18 protein-coding genes are annotated in these 13,207 nt (G+C 59.6%); 10 read left to right on the forward strand and 8 right to left on the reverse strand.

The features are described 5' to 3' along the window. Positions 1 to 58 precede the first annotated feature (58 nt). The 5 genes from GGR43_RS21795 to GGR43_RS21815 all read right to left on the reverse strand — a co-directional run bounded on the left by GGR43_RS21795 (position 59) and on the right by GGR43_RS21815 (position 4,832). Positions 59 to 2,641 carry a VirB4 family type IV secretion/conjugal transfer ATPase gene (locus GGR43_RS21795; protein ID WP_188073927.1) on the reverse strand — a complete coding sequence of 861 codons (2,583 nt, stop codon included), beginning with the start codon at positions 2,639 to 2,641 and terminating at the stop codon, positions 59 to 61. Further along, a complete protein-coding gene (locus GGR43_RS21800; protein WP_026149854.1) occupies positions 2,638 to 2,970 on the reverse strand; it encodes a conjugal transfer protein TrbD in 333 nt (110 codons plus the stop codon). The genes GGR43_RS21795 and GGR43_RS21800 overlap by 4 nt, the downstream gene beginning before the upstream one ends. Before the next feature lie 18 nt (positions 2,971 to 2,988). Continuing rightward, positions 2,989 to 3,369, reverse strand: a complete 381-nt coding sequence (locus GGR43_RS21805) for a TrbC/VirB2 family protein (protein WP_006964400.1) — start codon at positions 3,367 to 3,369, stop codon at positions 2,989 to 2,991. Between the two features lie 13 nt (positions 3,370 to 3,382). Further along, on the reverse strand, positions 3,383 to 4,348 hold the full coding sequence (gene trbB / locus GGR43_RS21810) for a P-type conjugative transfer ATPase TrbB (RefSeq protein ID WP_026149853.1): 966 nt from the start codon (positions 4,346 to 4,348) through the stop codon (positions 3,383 to 3,385). A 106-nt stretch (positions 4,349 to 4,454) separates the two neighbouring features. Further along, positions 4,455 to 4,832 (reverse strand): helix-turn-helix domain-containing protein, encoded by a 378-nt coding sequence (locus tag GGR43_RS21815; protein ID WP_026149852.1) that lies wholly within the window; start codon positions 4,830 to 4,832, stop codon positions 4,455 to 4,457. A 537-nt stretch (positions 4,833 to 5,369) separates the two neighbouring features. Between GGR43_RS21815 and GGR43_RS21820 the strand changes: the two genes are divergently transcribed. The 9 genes from GGR43_RS21820 (at position 5,370) to GGR43_RS21860 (ending at position 10,921) form a co-directional block, all read left to right on the forward strand. Continuing rightward, on the forward strand, positions 5,370 to 5,609 hold the full coding sequence (locus GGR43_RS21820; RefSeq protein ID WP_019053948.1) for a hypothetical protein: 240 nt from the start codon (positions 5,370 to 5,372) through the stop codon (positions 5,607 to 5,609). Between the two features lie 178 nt (positions 5,610 to 5,787). Beyond that, a complete protein-coding gene (locus tag GGR43_RS21825) occupies positions 5,788 to 6,555 on the forward strand; it encodes a GntR family transcriptional regulator (RefSeq protein ID WP_006954207.1) in 768 nt (255 codons plus the stop codon). Positions 6,556 to 6,894: 339 nt separating this feature from the next. Then, positions 6,895 to 7,308 carry an antirestriction protein gene (locus GGR43_RS21830; protein ID WP_006954205.1) on the forward strand — a complete coding sequence of 138 codons (414 nt, stop codon included), beginning with the start codon at positions 6,895 to 6,897 and terminating at the stop codon, positions 7,306 to 7,308. Between the two features lie 104 nt (positions 7,309 to 7,412). Further along, positions 7,413 to 7,676: a hypothetical protein gene (locus tag GGR43_RS21835; RefSeq protein WP_006954203.1), complete on the forward strand. Its 264-nt coding sequence runs from the start codon at positions 7,413 to 7,415 to the stop codon at positions 7,674 to 7,676. Between the two features lie 189 nt (positions 7,677 to 7,865). Further along, complete coding sequence (gene kleE / locus GGR43_RS23640; RefSeq protein ID WP_244309921.1) at positions 7,866 to 8,111, forward strand: KleE stable inheritance protein; 246 nt, start codon at positions 7,866 to 7,868, stop codon at positions 8,109 to 8,111. A 4-nt stretch (positions 8,112 to 8,115) separates the two neighbouring features. Next, on the forward strand, positions 8,116 to 8,403 hold the full coding sequence (locus GGR43_RS21845; RefSeq protein WP_006954199.1) for a TrfB-related DNA-binding protein: 288 nt from the start codon (positions 8,116 to 8,118) through the stop codon (positions 8,401 to 8,403). After that, complete coding sequence (locus GGR43_RS21850) at positions 8,400 to 9,146, forward strand: ParA family protein (RefSeq protein WP_019053943.1); 747 nt, start codon at positions 8,400 to 8,402, stop codon at positions 9,144 to 9,146. Before GGR43_RS21845 ends, GGR43_RS21850 begins: the two co-directional genes overlap by 4 nt. A 2-nt stretch (positions 9,147 to 9,148) precedes the next feature. Then, positions 9,149 to 10,171 (forward strand): ParB/RepB/Spo0J family partition protein, encoded by a 1,023-nt coding sequence (locus GGR43_RS21855; protein WP_019053942.1) that lies wholly within the window; start codon positions 9,149 to 9,151, stop codon positions 10,169 to 10,171. A gap of 117 nt (positions 10,172 to 10,288) precedes the next feature. Beyond that, the gene (locus tag GGR43_RS21860; RefSeq protein WP_019053941.1) at positions 10,289 to 10,921 is read left to right on the forward strand and encodes an IncP plasmid survival protein KfrC family protein; all 633 of its coding nucleotides are present in this window, start codon (positions 10,289 to 10,291) and stop codon (positions 10,919 to 10,921) included. Between the two features lie 30 nt (positions 10,922 to 10,951). Here GGR43_RS21860 and GGR43_RS21865 read toward each other — a convergent pair whose 3' ends face one another. From GGR43_RS21865 to GGR43_RS23975, 3 genes are read right to left on the reverse strand one after another with little or no spacing between them, the layout of a single operon-like run. After that, on the reverse strand, positions 10,952 to 11,392 hold the full coding sequence (locus tag GGR43_RS21865) for a hypothetical protein (protein WP_019053940.1): 441 nt from the start codon (positions 11,390 to 11,392) through the stop codon (positions 10,952 to 10,954). Further along, the gene (locus tag GGR43_RS21870; protein ID WP_026149851.1) at positions 11,392 to 12,117 is read right to left on the reverse strand and encodes a nucleotide-binding protein; all 726 of its coding nucleotides are present in this window, start codon (positions 12,115 to 12,117) and stop codon (positions 11,392 to 11,394) included. Before GGR43_RS21870 ends, GGR43_RS21865 begins: the two co-directional genes overlap by 1 nt. Then, entirely contained in the window at positions 12,114 to 12,494 is a 381-nt protein-coding gene (locus GGR43_RS23975; protein ID WP_158011146.1) for a TraK family protein, read from the reverse strand. Before GGR43_RS23975 ends, GGR43_RS21870 begins: the two co-directional genes overlap by 4 nt. Positions 12,495 to 12,814: 320 nt before the next feature. Here GGR43_RS23975 and GGR43_RS21880 point away from each other — a divergent pair, with 320 nt between their 5' ends. Then, positions 12,815 to 13,201, forward strand: a complete 387-nt coding sequence (locus tag GGR43_RS21880; protein ID WP_006954189.1) for a plasmid mobilization protein — start codon at positions 12,815 to 12,817, stop codon at positions 13,199 to 13,201. Positions 13,202 to 13,207 lie beyond the last annotated feature (6 nt).

Consider the following 13,207-nt stretch of genomic DNA (forward strand, 5'->3'; position numbering starts at 1 on the left):
CATGGGCATGCTCAACCACCATTTCGCAGCAGCCGCCTGATCGGCGCAGAGCGACAGCCTACCTCTGACTGCCGCCAATCTTTGCAACAGAGCCGGGGGCCGCCGCCGCGCGGCCGATATTGATGGTGGATTCGACGCCACGGATGGCCAGCCACTCGTTGACCCATGCCGGGCCATAGGCCGCTTCAAGGGCCTTAATGGTGGCGATGGATTCCTTGTCGGTCGCGCCGACGAAGGACAGGGCCACGGGGCCTAGCGCCAGCTCAAAGAGCCGCCGCCCCTGTTCCGAGAGATAGTAATATTGGCGCTTGGGGATGGCCGTCGCCAAGATTTCAATCTGGCGTGTATTGAGGCCCATGCGTCTGTAGAGTTGGGCGGTATCGTCATCGCGCGCATAGACGTTCGGCAGGAAAATCTTGGTCGCGGTGGACTCCACGATAACGTCAAGGATGCCCGAATTTGCGGCGTCAGACAGGCTTTGCGTTGCCATGAGAACAAGGCAGTTGGACTTGCGCAGCACCCGGAGCCATTCGCGGATTTTGGCCCGGAAGGCGGGATGCCCCAGCATAATCCATGCTTCATCAAGGATGATCGCGGCAGGCTGGCCCTTCAAAGATCGCTCGATACGCCGGAAAAGATAGAGGAGGACCGGCAGCGCGTATTTTTCACCGAGGTTCATCAGCTCCTCGACTTCAAACACGGTAAATTCCGACAGGCTCAGGCCGTCATGTTCCGCATCGAGAAGATGGCCCATAGAGCCGTCCACCGTGTAGGTGCGGATCGCCTCGCGCACCGTTTCATCCTGAATCGTGACCACAAATTCAGAGAGGGTTTTGCCCCCGCTGGCGTGCATGTTGACGATGGCGTTGCCGATTTCGTTGCGTTGCGCGGGCGTGGTCGCCACGCCGTTGAGGGCTAGGATTGTGTCGATCCAATCCATTGCCCATGCGCGATCGGACTTGGTTTCGAGGAATTGGAGCGGGCAGAAGGCGAGCTTTTCGTCATCCCCGGCGACAGTGAAATGCGCCCCGCCCACCGCCTTCGCCAGCGGGTAGAGCGACAGGCCCTTGTCGAACGCGAAAATGGACATGCCGGGATAGCGGCGGAGCTGGGCGGCGAGCAGGCCGAGCAGCGTTGACTTGCCTGCGCCCGTGGGGCCGAAGATGAAGCTATGCCCCACGTCGCGGACGTGGAGATTGAGCCGGAACGGCGTGGAGCCGTTGGTGACGCCAGACATGAGCGGGGGCGAGCTGGGCGGATACATCGGGCACGGCGCATGATCGAGGCCGGTCCATATCGAGCTGGTCGGCATCAGGTCGGCTAGGTTCATGGTGTTGATGATCGGGCGGCGGACGTTTTCGACGCCATGCCCCGGCAGCGTGCCCAAGAACGCCTCTAGGTTGTTCACCGTCTCGATACGGGCCGCGAAACCGAGTGCGTTGATAGCCTTTTCAAGCTGGCGCGCGGCCTGTTCTACCTTATCGCGGCTTTCGTCCGTCAGGACGACGACGCCGGTATAGTATCCTTGTGCAATAAGGCCGGAGTTGACTTCCTCCAGCGCATTATCGGCATCGGCCACCATCGAAAGGGCGTCCTGATCTATCTTGCCGCTGTTGGTCTGGAAAACCTGATCGAAGAAGCCGCGAACCTTTTGCCGCCACTTTTTGCGGAAATCCTCAAGGTGTTTCACAGCTTCATGGAGGTCCATAAATATGAACCGCGTGGACCAGCGATATTCAATCGGCAGCTCGCCCAGCGCCGAGAGGATGCCCGGCGTCGATTCCATCGGGAAACCTTCGATCGCTACCGTCTGGACGAACTTGTTGCCGATGCGCGGGATTACGCCCGTCCACATTTCGACACCGCCGATGATGGAATCGAGATACATCGGGTTCGAGGGCAGCACGACCGGCTGATTTTTGCCGGTGATGCAGAATTGCAGCCACCGCAAAAAGTCGTCGTGCGTCACGGTCGAGCCGTCCTCATTTTCGACCTTGTGAGCGCGAAGGCGGGTCAGCTTCACGGCCGAGGACAGACGGCTTTCAAATGTGGTGATTTCGCGCTTGAAGCGTTCAACCAGGTCGGCCGTGCGTTGCTTGTTGTTCGGCCGCTCCCGATCGTCGTCAAACATCAGCTCGACAAACTTTTGCTCCGCTATGACCGGAGGGAAATAGGTCGCGGTAATGACGAAATAGCCCTCATACATGGTGCCGAGGGACTGGAATAATTCGCGCCTTTCCTGATCTATGGCGTCCGTCACCGGGTCAGGAAAATGTGACAGACCCGCAGCCGAGTAGGCGGCAGCAGGGCGGCGCGGCGCGTCAACGTGGATCATCCAGCCATTGCCCAGCCCGGCGAGAGCTTGGTTGATCCGAAAGCTGACCATATCGCGCTGGCGGTCGGTGGAGCTGGCGTTATCGTCGCCCTTATAAATCCACGCGGCCATGAACGAGCCGTTCTTGCCGACGATTACGCCATCATCGACCATCGCCCCATAGTTGAGCAGATCGGCAAGCCCTTCATCCTTGGAGCGATACCGGGCCAGCTTGCGTTCGGCCGCGTTGGCGAAGGACGCAAAGGCGAGGACCGCGAGCAGGGCCGCCCCGAAGATCGCTATGACGACAGCGATTGTCTGGATCATTTTTTCTTCCCCGGTTGCCGGTAGCGGCGGAATTGCAGGCGGCCGTTCTTGCGGAAGGGCGTGGAGTGAGCCGGGTAGTAGGGGCGATAGGTGCGGTGCCGCATGTAAACGAACCGCATCAGCGGGTCCGATTTCGCCATGAGACGACAGGCCCACACGCCTGCAAACCAGATCAGCAGGCCAGCGGCCCACGCCTTCAAGGAATTGATGGCCGGAACGATCAGCGCCATCGACGCTAGGCCCGTGAGCATGACCAGCTCGCGGTCCCCACCCAAAAACAGATTGTTGCGGACGCCAGAGCGGCGAATAGGCACTGATCGCAGAGCCATGTTGACCGGCCCTCCCCTTTAGCCTGCCAGCGCGGGCGAAGCGGTGCCGGTAATCACCGCACCGCCGCCCGTGATGGAGGACAGGACCGAGTTAGCGCCGACGAGCATCGAGGCGACGAGGACGATCAGCAACAGCGTTCGCACAAAGCCGTTGAGATCGCCGCCGAAGATCAGGACACCACCGGCAACGACGATGCCGACGAGGGCGAAGGTATAACCGACGGTGCCGGTCATCGACTGGCGCACCTTGGTCAGATAGGATTCGTAAGGCAGGCCGCCCGTGGTATCCGAGGCCCAAGCCGCGTGAGGCCAGAGCAGGAGCATGACGAGCGCCAGCCCCAGCATACCCCATATGAGCGCCTTACGGCGGGCGGCGGCGTCATTCCAAAACAACGTCATATGTCATGCTCCTTCACAGTTTGCGCAAAATGTATTTCCCATCCACGAAGCCCCCGACTTCCAGCAGGCTTTCAATGCGGCGACCCTCTGGCGTGCGCGCGATGTGGACGATCAAATGCACCGCATCACCAATCAGCGGCTCAATCGGCCGTGGTGAATCGGGGTGCATACTGATGAGCATTTGGAGCCTGCTAAGGCCCGCTTCGGCGTTGTTGGCGTGCAGCGTGGCCGCTCCGCCCTCGTGGCCGGTGTTCCACGCCATGAGCAGGTCGAGGGCTTCCGGGCCGCGCACCTCGCCCACTAGGATACGATCGGGCCGCATCCGCAGCGTGGTTTTGAGCAGCGCCGTCATGGTGATTTGCGGGGACGTGTGGAACTGGACGTAGTTTTCAGCGGCGCATTGAATCTCGCCGGTATCTTCAATGATTACGAGCCGTTCGGTCGGGTCCGCGTCCACCATCCCGTTGATAATGGCATTCACTAGCGTTGTTTTGCCGCTGCCGGTGCCGCCAATCACCAGAATGTTGCGGTGCGCGCGGATAGCCTCATGGATGAGGCTGCATTGCTCTGCCGTCATAATCCCGCCCTCCACATATTGTTCGAGGGTAAAGATCGCCACGGCGCGTTTTCGGATGGCGAAGGTCGGCGCGGGCACGACCGGGGGCATCTGTCCGGCGAAGCGCGAGCCATCTATAGGAAACTCGCCTTCCAGAACCGGGGAGGCCCGCGTCACTTCCTTGTTATGATAGCCAGCGACCGCCTTGATGATCGCCTCGGCCCGGCTTGGGGCGACCTTACCGATGCAGATCATGCGTTCGCCAAGGCGTTCCAGCCATAGCTTGCCATCGGCGTTCAGGATCAGCTCAACGGTCTTGGGGTCGGCAAGCGCATCCAACATAAGCGGTTGCATGGAGCGGCGAAGCATCTCCTTCGCACGCTCTTTTACCGTATCTTGAGCGGGTTCCCCCTTGGCCTCCATGAAGCACCGTCCCTGCCAAAACAAAATGGACGCAAGGGATATACCGGAATTTTCATGGAGGCAACCAGAACGATTGCAAAGAATTAGGTTCAGATTGGGGGGATTGTCAGGACCGACGCAACTTAGCGTGGGCAGCCTTGTGCCATTGTGCTATCTGAAACGCTTGATGATCCGTGACGATAGCGGAAACGCGCTTATAACCGGGAGGAAGCCCCAGCTTTTTATCTTCTTTTGATAAGGTATCAGCTAGGCTGGCGTCCCAGCCATCGGTGCCGATAGGCGGCGGTTCCAGTAGCGCGACGAGCGGGACTTCCAGAGCATTTGCGATGGCGGCGATTGTTTCGAGCGACGGGTTTCCCTTACCGGCTGTAACGTCAGATACGAAGGACACAGACAGCCCCGCGTTCTCCGCGAGGTCTTTTTTCTTGAGCCGTCTTAAGGCCAAGAAGCGGTTAATGTTAATCGCGAGAACCTTCCGATACACAGGTTCGGTTTCTTTCTTCCGCAAGGGGGTTGGTTTTAGCCGCTAAAATTCCGGGTAGCTGCGGAGGATATGCCGGAGCGCGCGAGAAAGGAAGCGGTATGACGCCGAATATGATTGTTTATAGCATCATTTTTGGACGAGCCGGGCCGAGCGCGCGAGCGCGCATAACGGGTGGCAGCGAACGGATTGAAAGAAGAAAGTGACGCGCGAGAGACAAGATCAGGCTTCCGCGTAATTCTCTTTGGCGTCCATTCCGTAAATGCTCGCAGGATCGAGCGCAGGCCCCAAGATGCTAATTGCCGATCAGATCGCGGCGACCAATTTTGAAAATTACGGCTGTAGCGCGTAGCTCGATAATGTAAGGCTATAGCTTCGATTCTTTCAGTTGGTAGGCCCAAGAAGCCACTCGTTGATGCTCTTGAACTGCGGACTTCGACGTAAACGCAGACCGCTTTTCTATATATGTCTTTCAGTCGCCAGCATATTTTTTCAGCACTGAATTGCCAGAACCTTTAATGTCCTTTAAGCCGGGGCATTATGGCGAATCATACGCAACTCAAACCCTCCACGCTGTCCCAGCGCAAACGCGCCAAGGCACAGAGCGAGCAGGGCTTTAAGCGCATGAGTTTGGCCTTGTCCCCTAAAGCCGTCGAGATCGTGGAGAGGGTGAAAGCCAGCAAGGGATTCACGTCCCGCGAGGCTGCAATCAACGCGATCCTAGAGCGGATCGGGGACGATATGTTTCTGCAACAGGAGTTTCTGGCCGTGAGTGGATAAGAAAATGCCCGGCTCGAAGCCGGGCACCCTCAAAACCGCTTAGTGGGACAGTGCGCCAACACTGAACCTACAGACAATTTCCCACTTAGCGGTTTTCGGACTTCGGTTCAAGGGCGCTTGATTCGCGCAACGGGATTTTTTTGCCTGTCTCCCGGCCCTTCGCAAAGGAGGGACGACGATGAGTGACACCAGAAGAAAAGGGCCGCTGGCGATCGGGGAGCTGACCCAGCAGCTTTTCGGCCGAGCCTATGGCGACCGTAGCCGGGGCGGGAAGCACATCACCAAGGCCCGCGTGCGCGGCGGCAGCAAGGAAGCCGGGAGCGACGTAGAAAAGGGCTTCCTCGCGGCGCGAGACACCAAGACGCGCAAGGGATGCTGGCGTGCGATCAATCTGGCGTTTGAAAAGGGCCGCGCCCTGCGCGCGGAGCTGCGTCGCGAGCCGCGCGAGATAACGCAGTTCGAGCACTATTGCATGAGCATCACCAATTCCACGATCCGGGTGTATCAAGCCCTGTTGCGGATGGAGGAGCGTTTCAGGGGCAACGTGGTGCCCAGCTATGAAATGATAGCCGAATGGGCGACCGTCTCTAGGGCCACCGTCGCAAGGGCCTTGAACGCCCTTACCAGCATCGGCTTGCTGGCGCGCCTGCGGCGCTACGTCCACACCGTCACAGAGGACGGGGCGCGATCAGAGCAGACCTCCAATGCCTATCGGGTGGAATTGCCGAGGATGCTTCTCGAATTGCTCGACCGGCGCAAGCGCCCTGCCCCGGTGCCCGACGACGAGGCCCAGCGCCTACAGGACCGGCTTGAAGATGAGGCTTGGATGCTCTCCCGGTTGAGCAAGGCCGATTACATACGGGAGACGACGACATGCAAGGCCACAGCGGAGGCCCTAATTAGCCTATGGAACGGCATTTGCGCCCGTGATGGCGTTGTTGCCTAGCCGTGAGTCTCATAATGGTTCTGAACCTCCCCTTGAGTTTATTTATCTAAGGTGATGAGGAGTTGCGCTAGTCGCGCAACGCTTAATTGAGACTGTTTGAACACCAAAAAGGGGGTAAGGCTCCGATTTGGGGAGCTGACATGCGTGTCCATTCGGGGCGCGGATAGCGGCACTCTGTAAAACTGCGGGGCAGCGACCAAATATGCCTTGCGATGGAGGCCATTTTAGCGGCTAAAAGATTTTCATGGCGGGCGAGCGTAACTTGACAGCAACCGGGAAACTTCCAATATATCGGATATGGCCGGGCTATGGTGCCAAGGTCGAAACCGGAGAAGTCCGATGAGCAACAGAGAGAGAATTGCCGCCGTGCTGGTTGGCGAAGAAGACCGGATTATGTGCCTGCCCCGGCTGTTCGGGCTGGCGCGCATGATCGAGGTCGAGGCCGTCACCTATGGCTATATGTCCAAGCTATCCGCCGACTACACGGGCGCATATTGGCATTTCTACACCCTATCGAACGGCGGGTTCTACATGGCCCCCGGCGATCAGCCCCAATATCGTCTGGAATGGGACGGCAACGGCTTCTCTGGCGACGTTTCGGCCGACGCGGCGGGCCTTATAGCCACCCTGTTCATGCTGGGGCATATGCACGAAAAATACGGCGAGGATCAATTTGCCCAGCTCTATGCGTGGGCATCTGCCTATGCCGCCCAACATTCGGAAGCGGGGCCGATCGGTGCCGCGCTCGACTAGCGCCACAGGGGGGCAGCGTGCCCCCCTTCCCTTCCCTGCCTATCGGGCATATTCCTCATTCGGCCGCCATGAGGAGCAACGCCAGCGAAGGAACAGACGCGCGCATGATTGATGTTCGGCCAGATTGCCTATTGCCCGCCGATCAGGGGTGGCAGCAGCCGACGCCGGATGAGGTAAGGGCGGTCCTCAAAGCAGCGGACATGACAGGGGGCAGCGCGTCCAAGTTTCTAGGCTTGAGCAATACCCGCGTTATTCGGCGCTGGACGGGCGGCGACGATCAGATTCCCTATTCGGCATGGGCGCTGTTGTGCGCGGCTGCGGGCTTGGGAAATATTTGGGAACACCAGAACGACGATTTTAGCGGCTAAAATTATTGCCGTTCAGACTTTACGGGGGCTTGACACGGTTCGGGATGCTGTCATTATATCGGTTGTGACCGGGCAACCCGCCAAGGTCGAAACCGGAGTATTCCGATGAAGGCGAAAATTCCCCCGCTGCCCGCACGTTTTGCGGTCATGCGGCTTCCCAATCCTCCACCCGCATGGGAGGGCAACCGCGTGGATTACGTCATTGCGGCCGTCTGGACGTTCGGAGTCCTGATCTGGACCGTCGCGCGCTTCATCATCCCGCTTGTCGTCTTCTGGCAGTTCTGCCGGATGCTCTGGTATTGGAACACGCCGGATGTTCATGCCGGTTGGCAGTTCCTCGCCTATTATGCGGTCTATATCGCCCTCTACATCTTCCTCGGCGTCTATGAGCCGAAGCTATACCGCGAGAAGAATCGCGGCAGGTGCAATGGATAAACGCTTGAGCGCGTCGGCCTTTGAGCAAGCTGCTGGACGGCTCAATATCGCGGCGCGTCCGCTCGACATGGCGCGCGCCGTTCTGGTGGACGGCGAGGCCCAATCGGCCGTGGCGAAGCGCGAAGGCGTGTCCCGCAATGCCGTTTGTCTGGCGGTCAACCGGATTTGGAACGCGCATAGCGAGGTTCCCGAAGGTTTCGAGCGTGTGACGGCGATTTTACCGAAACATAAAGCCTTCCTTGTGCGGCAATGGCAGCGCGAGGCGGTGGAAAGATTGGACGCCAAACGATGAAAACACTTGTCATAGCGAACCAGAAAGGCGGCGTTGGTAAAACTTCGACGACCGTTCATCTTGCCTATTACTTCAAAGAACAGGGATTGAAGGTCGCAGTTATTGACTTGGACACCCAAGGAAATGCCAGCTTCACCCTTGGCGAATATGATAGCGGAGCCTTGGCGAGCGGCCTTTTCGATGCCGTGTCACAATTCGACCTGGCTAACGCCGGGGGGATCGCTGTCTTTTCCGCCGACGCGCGGTTGGCCGATCTTGAGAAACTAGATCTCGGTGCGGCTGCTGGCGCGTTCAAGCGCAGTCTGGCCGTGATCGAGGCGGAAGGCTTTGACGTGTGCCTGATAGATACCCCCCCTTCCCTTGGGGTCCGAATGGCAGCGGCGTTGCTATCGGCCGACTTCGCCGCCTCGCCCATCGAGCTTGAAGCCTACAGCTTGCAGGGCATTGAGAAGATGGTGACGACGATCGCCAATATCCGGCGCGCGAACCCGGCGCTGAAATTCCTTGGCATGATACCGAGCAAGGTTGATGGCCGGAATCCCCGTCACGGGCAGCACCTTGACGAACTGACCCGTGCTTATCCCCAGTTGGTCATTCCGACGCCGATCGGGAACCGGAGCAGCGTTGCGGACGCGCTGGCGTCGGGCGTGCCGGTTTGGTCGATCAAACGGACTTCGGCGCGGAAAGCGGCGCAGGAAATGCGAGCGATGGCCCGCCACATTCAGGAAAAGATGGAGATTTGACGATGGCCGACAACACCGAGGACAAGAAGCCGGGCAAATCGTCCACCAAAGCCGCGCAGAAGCCCGCGCAGAACGCGGGGCTAGGGTTGGAGGGGTTGGGCGACCTTTCGAGCCTCCTAGCCTCTCCTGCGGCCCCGGAGGGCGGTTCTGGCGCTCCGCTCGAATTGGAGCTGGCGCTGATTGACGAAGACCCGAACCAGCCCCGCAAGCAGTTTGACGAAAATTCGCTGGCGGAAATGGCCGAGACGATCAGGGAGCGCGGCGTGAAGACGCCTATTTCCGTTCGGCCCAATCCCAAGGTGGAGGGGCGCTATCTCATCAACCACGGCGCGCGCCGCTATCGCGCGTCCCTGTTGGCCGAGAAAGTGACAATTCCGGGCTTCATCGACCCGGATTATACCGAGGCCGATCAGGTCATTGAGAATTTGCAGCGGGACGCTCTCACGGCCCGCGAGATTGCCGACTACATCGGCCGCGAGCTGGCCAACGGGAAAAAGAAGGGCGAGATTGCCAAGGCCATCGGGAAATCCCCGGCCTTTGTCACGCAGCACGCGGCATTGCTCGATTTGCCGGAGCCGATCGCCAAGGCGTTCCAGAGCGGGCGTTGCAAGGACGTGACGTTGATCTATGACCTTGTGGGCCTCCACAAGAAGCATAGCGAGGGCGTTGCGCGCTGGCTGGCCGATGCCGATCAGGAGATTACGCGCGGATCGGTGCGGCTCTTCAAGGAGTTCCTTGAGTCCGGCTTGAGCGGCGAGGCCGAGGAGGAATCGGGCGACGACGAGGGCAACGGCGGCGCTAGTGACGACGCCGGGGCCGGAGAGGAGAAGGAACCGAAGGAGGAAGACCCGCTAAAGCTGAAAAAGGCCATTGTGCAGGTTTCTCATAACAAGCGCCCTGCCCGTCTGATCCTGAATAAGCGGCCCTCGCGCGATGGCGTGGCGTGGATCAAGTATGAAGACAGCGGCGAGGAAACCGAGGCCGATCTTGGAAAAGTGCAGCTTCTTGCGCTTCTTGAAGGATAGTCCCCTCCCCTGCCCAGCCTTACAGGCCCCGCTTGTGCGGGGCCTTTTTTATGGCGCGAGAGGTAAGAAAATCGGATATAGTGCAAGCTAGAAATTTTAGCCGCTAAAGGAACGGCCATGCAGGACACGCCGATTGCAGACCCGGACAAGTTTTCGCTGGACGAGGGAACGGGCGACCCACAGGCCGACGCCGACCGGCTGTTAGACGAGGCGCGCACGCTGGATAGTCAGGAAACGGCAGCTATCGCCACCGCGCCAACCGAGGAAACCTATAACGCCCAGCTACAGACGGTCATTGAGGAGAAGGTTGAACAGGCGAACCAGATCGAGGACCGCCTAGAAAGCATGATGGAGCAGCAAACCGCCCGTTTGCAGCAAATCCAGCAGCAGCCCCCCGGCTTCCTGTCCCTGCCCGGCAAGCGCCAAGCATGGCAGGCGCGGATTGCCAACGCGCAAGCGGCCGTGCAGCGGATCGCGGTAAGGCTGGAAGCCGTGCGCGAAATCCGCGACGGCATGGCCGTTCATGGCCCGCGCGTGGAGACGATCGCAGCGGCGAAGCTCGAATATCGAGAGCCGAAACTTGTCGATGATTTCGAGGAGCTGATGCAGGCACGCCGGTTGCATGAGCTGCACATGCGCGCGGAGCGGGAGAAGGAACAGATCAGGGAAAAGACGGTCGAGCGCGGGGCGGACGATCGGAAACCGGCAGGGCGCACGCTCGCGCGCGGATTGGCGAGAGACGGGGGATAGCGCGACATGGGGGAGGGGCCTTCGCTGGCGTCAATGATGGAACAGGGCAGCGGCCAACACTACCAGCGCCGCGATCAGCGTCAGGCCCGACGCTAGGAGATTACGGTTAGCGACGGCCCGGCCATCGTTCAGGGGCTTTTGCAGCCCCGTCCCGATATGCTCCCCCACTTCCTTGATGATCGCCTTCGCTGCGGCCTCCATACGCTCGTTCATGGCGGCTTCCGAGGCATCCAGCGCCGCGTTCAGCACCGATTCTGCCTTGTCGGTGATGGCAATCGACCAACGATTGCTCATGTCTTCCAGCTCGCTTTTGAACGCCTTTAGTTGCTCCTCCTGCGCATCGGCGCTTTCGCCCAGCAACATCGCGTTGATGGTTTGGAGGATCATCAAGGGATCATCGGCGGACAGCGTGACCCCGTGCTGGCGCGAGATTTCCGCGATCAGCGCCGCGATTTTTTCGTGATCGGCCATTACACGACCTTAGCCTTGTCGAGTTCGGCAAAGACCGCATCACGAACGCGGCCGAGGCGGTGACGCTGCATCAGGGCTATGTCGCCATCGGCAAGCGTTTCCTCAAAAGTCTTGCGCGCGGCCAGCATGTCCCGAACGTCCGCCCCGAAGGTTTCCTTTTTCAGATCGGGAAGGGTGACGATCGCGGCGACCCGATCCTTTAGCTCCCGGTAGGCTTTGAGCTGTTCAAAGCTCTTGCCCTCTGCCTCCACAGGCCCATGATAAGGGTTGAGCCACACGACGATTGCAGCCGGATCGGGGAAGGCTTCGGCTACCGAGGCGAAGCCTTGAAGCGTGTCGATCAGCGATTGCCCGCCCACGATAATAGTGTGCAGGATGAGCTTATGGCCCAGATCGGCAATCACGTCTGGCGCGCCGTTGTCGAACATATAGGAGGATAGGGCGCTGTAGCTGCTCGCGCCGCTGTCAATGACCACCGATTCCTTGGAACCGGCGATCATTTCCATCATCGCATCGAATTTGCGCGGGTTTATGTCGCCGTTTTCCAGCAGCTCGACCTTGGACACGTTGAGGGACTGGAACCCGGCGAGGGTGGCGTTGATCGGATCGGTATCAATGCAGAGCGGGCTTTCCCCCCGCTTGGTCAGATATTGGGCGAGCATCGAGGCGGCGAGCGATTTGCCGACGCCTCCCTTGCCCTGCAAAACTATGTGGACGTTACTCATACCAAATCCTCTTTGTTCGGAGTGGCCGGGTGATTGAAGCGCGCCGGTTTGGGCCGGGGCGGCGGATCAGCGTCGGCCGAGGCCGCCGCTGATCGGGAAGGGGAGGGGGGCGCTGGCGCTGCCTTGGGCGGTTCCCCGGTAGCTGGCGCGCGATACCGGCGAACGAATTTGGCGAACCACGCATAGCCGAAGCTAATGCGGCCTTCCTCCGTCAGCAGCTCCCATATGCCGCGCACCGGCCATCCTTCCGCAAGGGCTGCATCTATGTCCGATCGAGCCGCGAGGAATTGTGCGAGGTTCCGGTTTTTGCCCCCCGGCTCCCGTGAGGCCGCCCGTTCGCGCAATCGCTCCGTGAAGGATTTTCCGCTGTCTGTCATTTCCACCTACGATATTTTTCGGCGCACAATCGGCTATAAAGCGTTCATAAACCGGCTACGATCCGATGAACTCCCGCTATATCCTATTTTTCTGCCAGATTGGGCCGGGTGGCGCTAGATATTTTCGGGGGTGAACGATATATGATCGTTCCAGCAACAGTTTCTATTTGGCGTCTAAACGTCGAAGACGGGGCAGGATAGGTAATGGAGGCATCCACGCAAGCGCGGACACCCCCATTACTCCCCTTATTCGCACCGGGGGCGCTCAACGGGAATCCTGCTCTGCGAGGCCCGCCGCTACCGCGTCGAAAGGGAGAGAGTTGAACGACAAGCCCAAGGCCAAACGCGAGCGGCACCACGTCAAGATATGGTGCAGCGCGGAGGAGAAAGCGGAGATCGAAGCCGCCGCGCAGGCAACCGGCTTGAGCGCATCCACCTATCTCCGCGTCCTTGGATTAGGGCATGAGCCGCGCCCTCTGATCGACATAGAACAGGGGCGCGAGTTGGTGCGCGTGAATGGCGACCTTGGCCGCCTTGGCGGCCTGTTGAAGCTATGGCTTACCGACGACGCCAAGTTGGAGGAGATGGCCCCGGAGCGGATGCCGGTTATCATCCGGGGCGTGCTGGCCAAAATCGAGGCCAATCAGGAGGAGTTATCCGGCATCATTCGGAAGGTCTTGCGCTCCCGGCAAGATTTTAGCGGCTAAAAAAGG

It is taken from the genome of Sphingobium jiangsuense, assembly GCF_014196495.1.
Classification (GTDB): Bacteria; Pseudomonadota; Alphaproteobacteria; order Sphingomonadales; family Sphingomonadaceae; genus Sphingobium; species Sphingobium jiangsuense.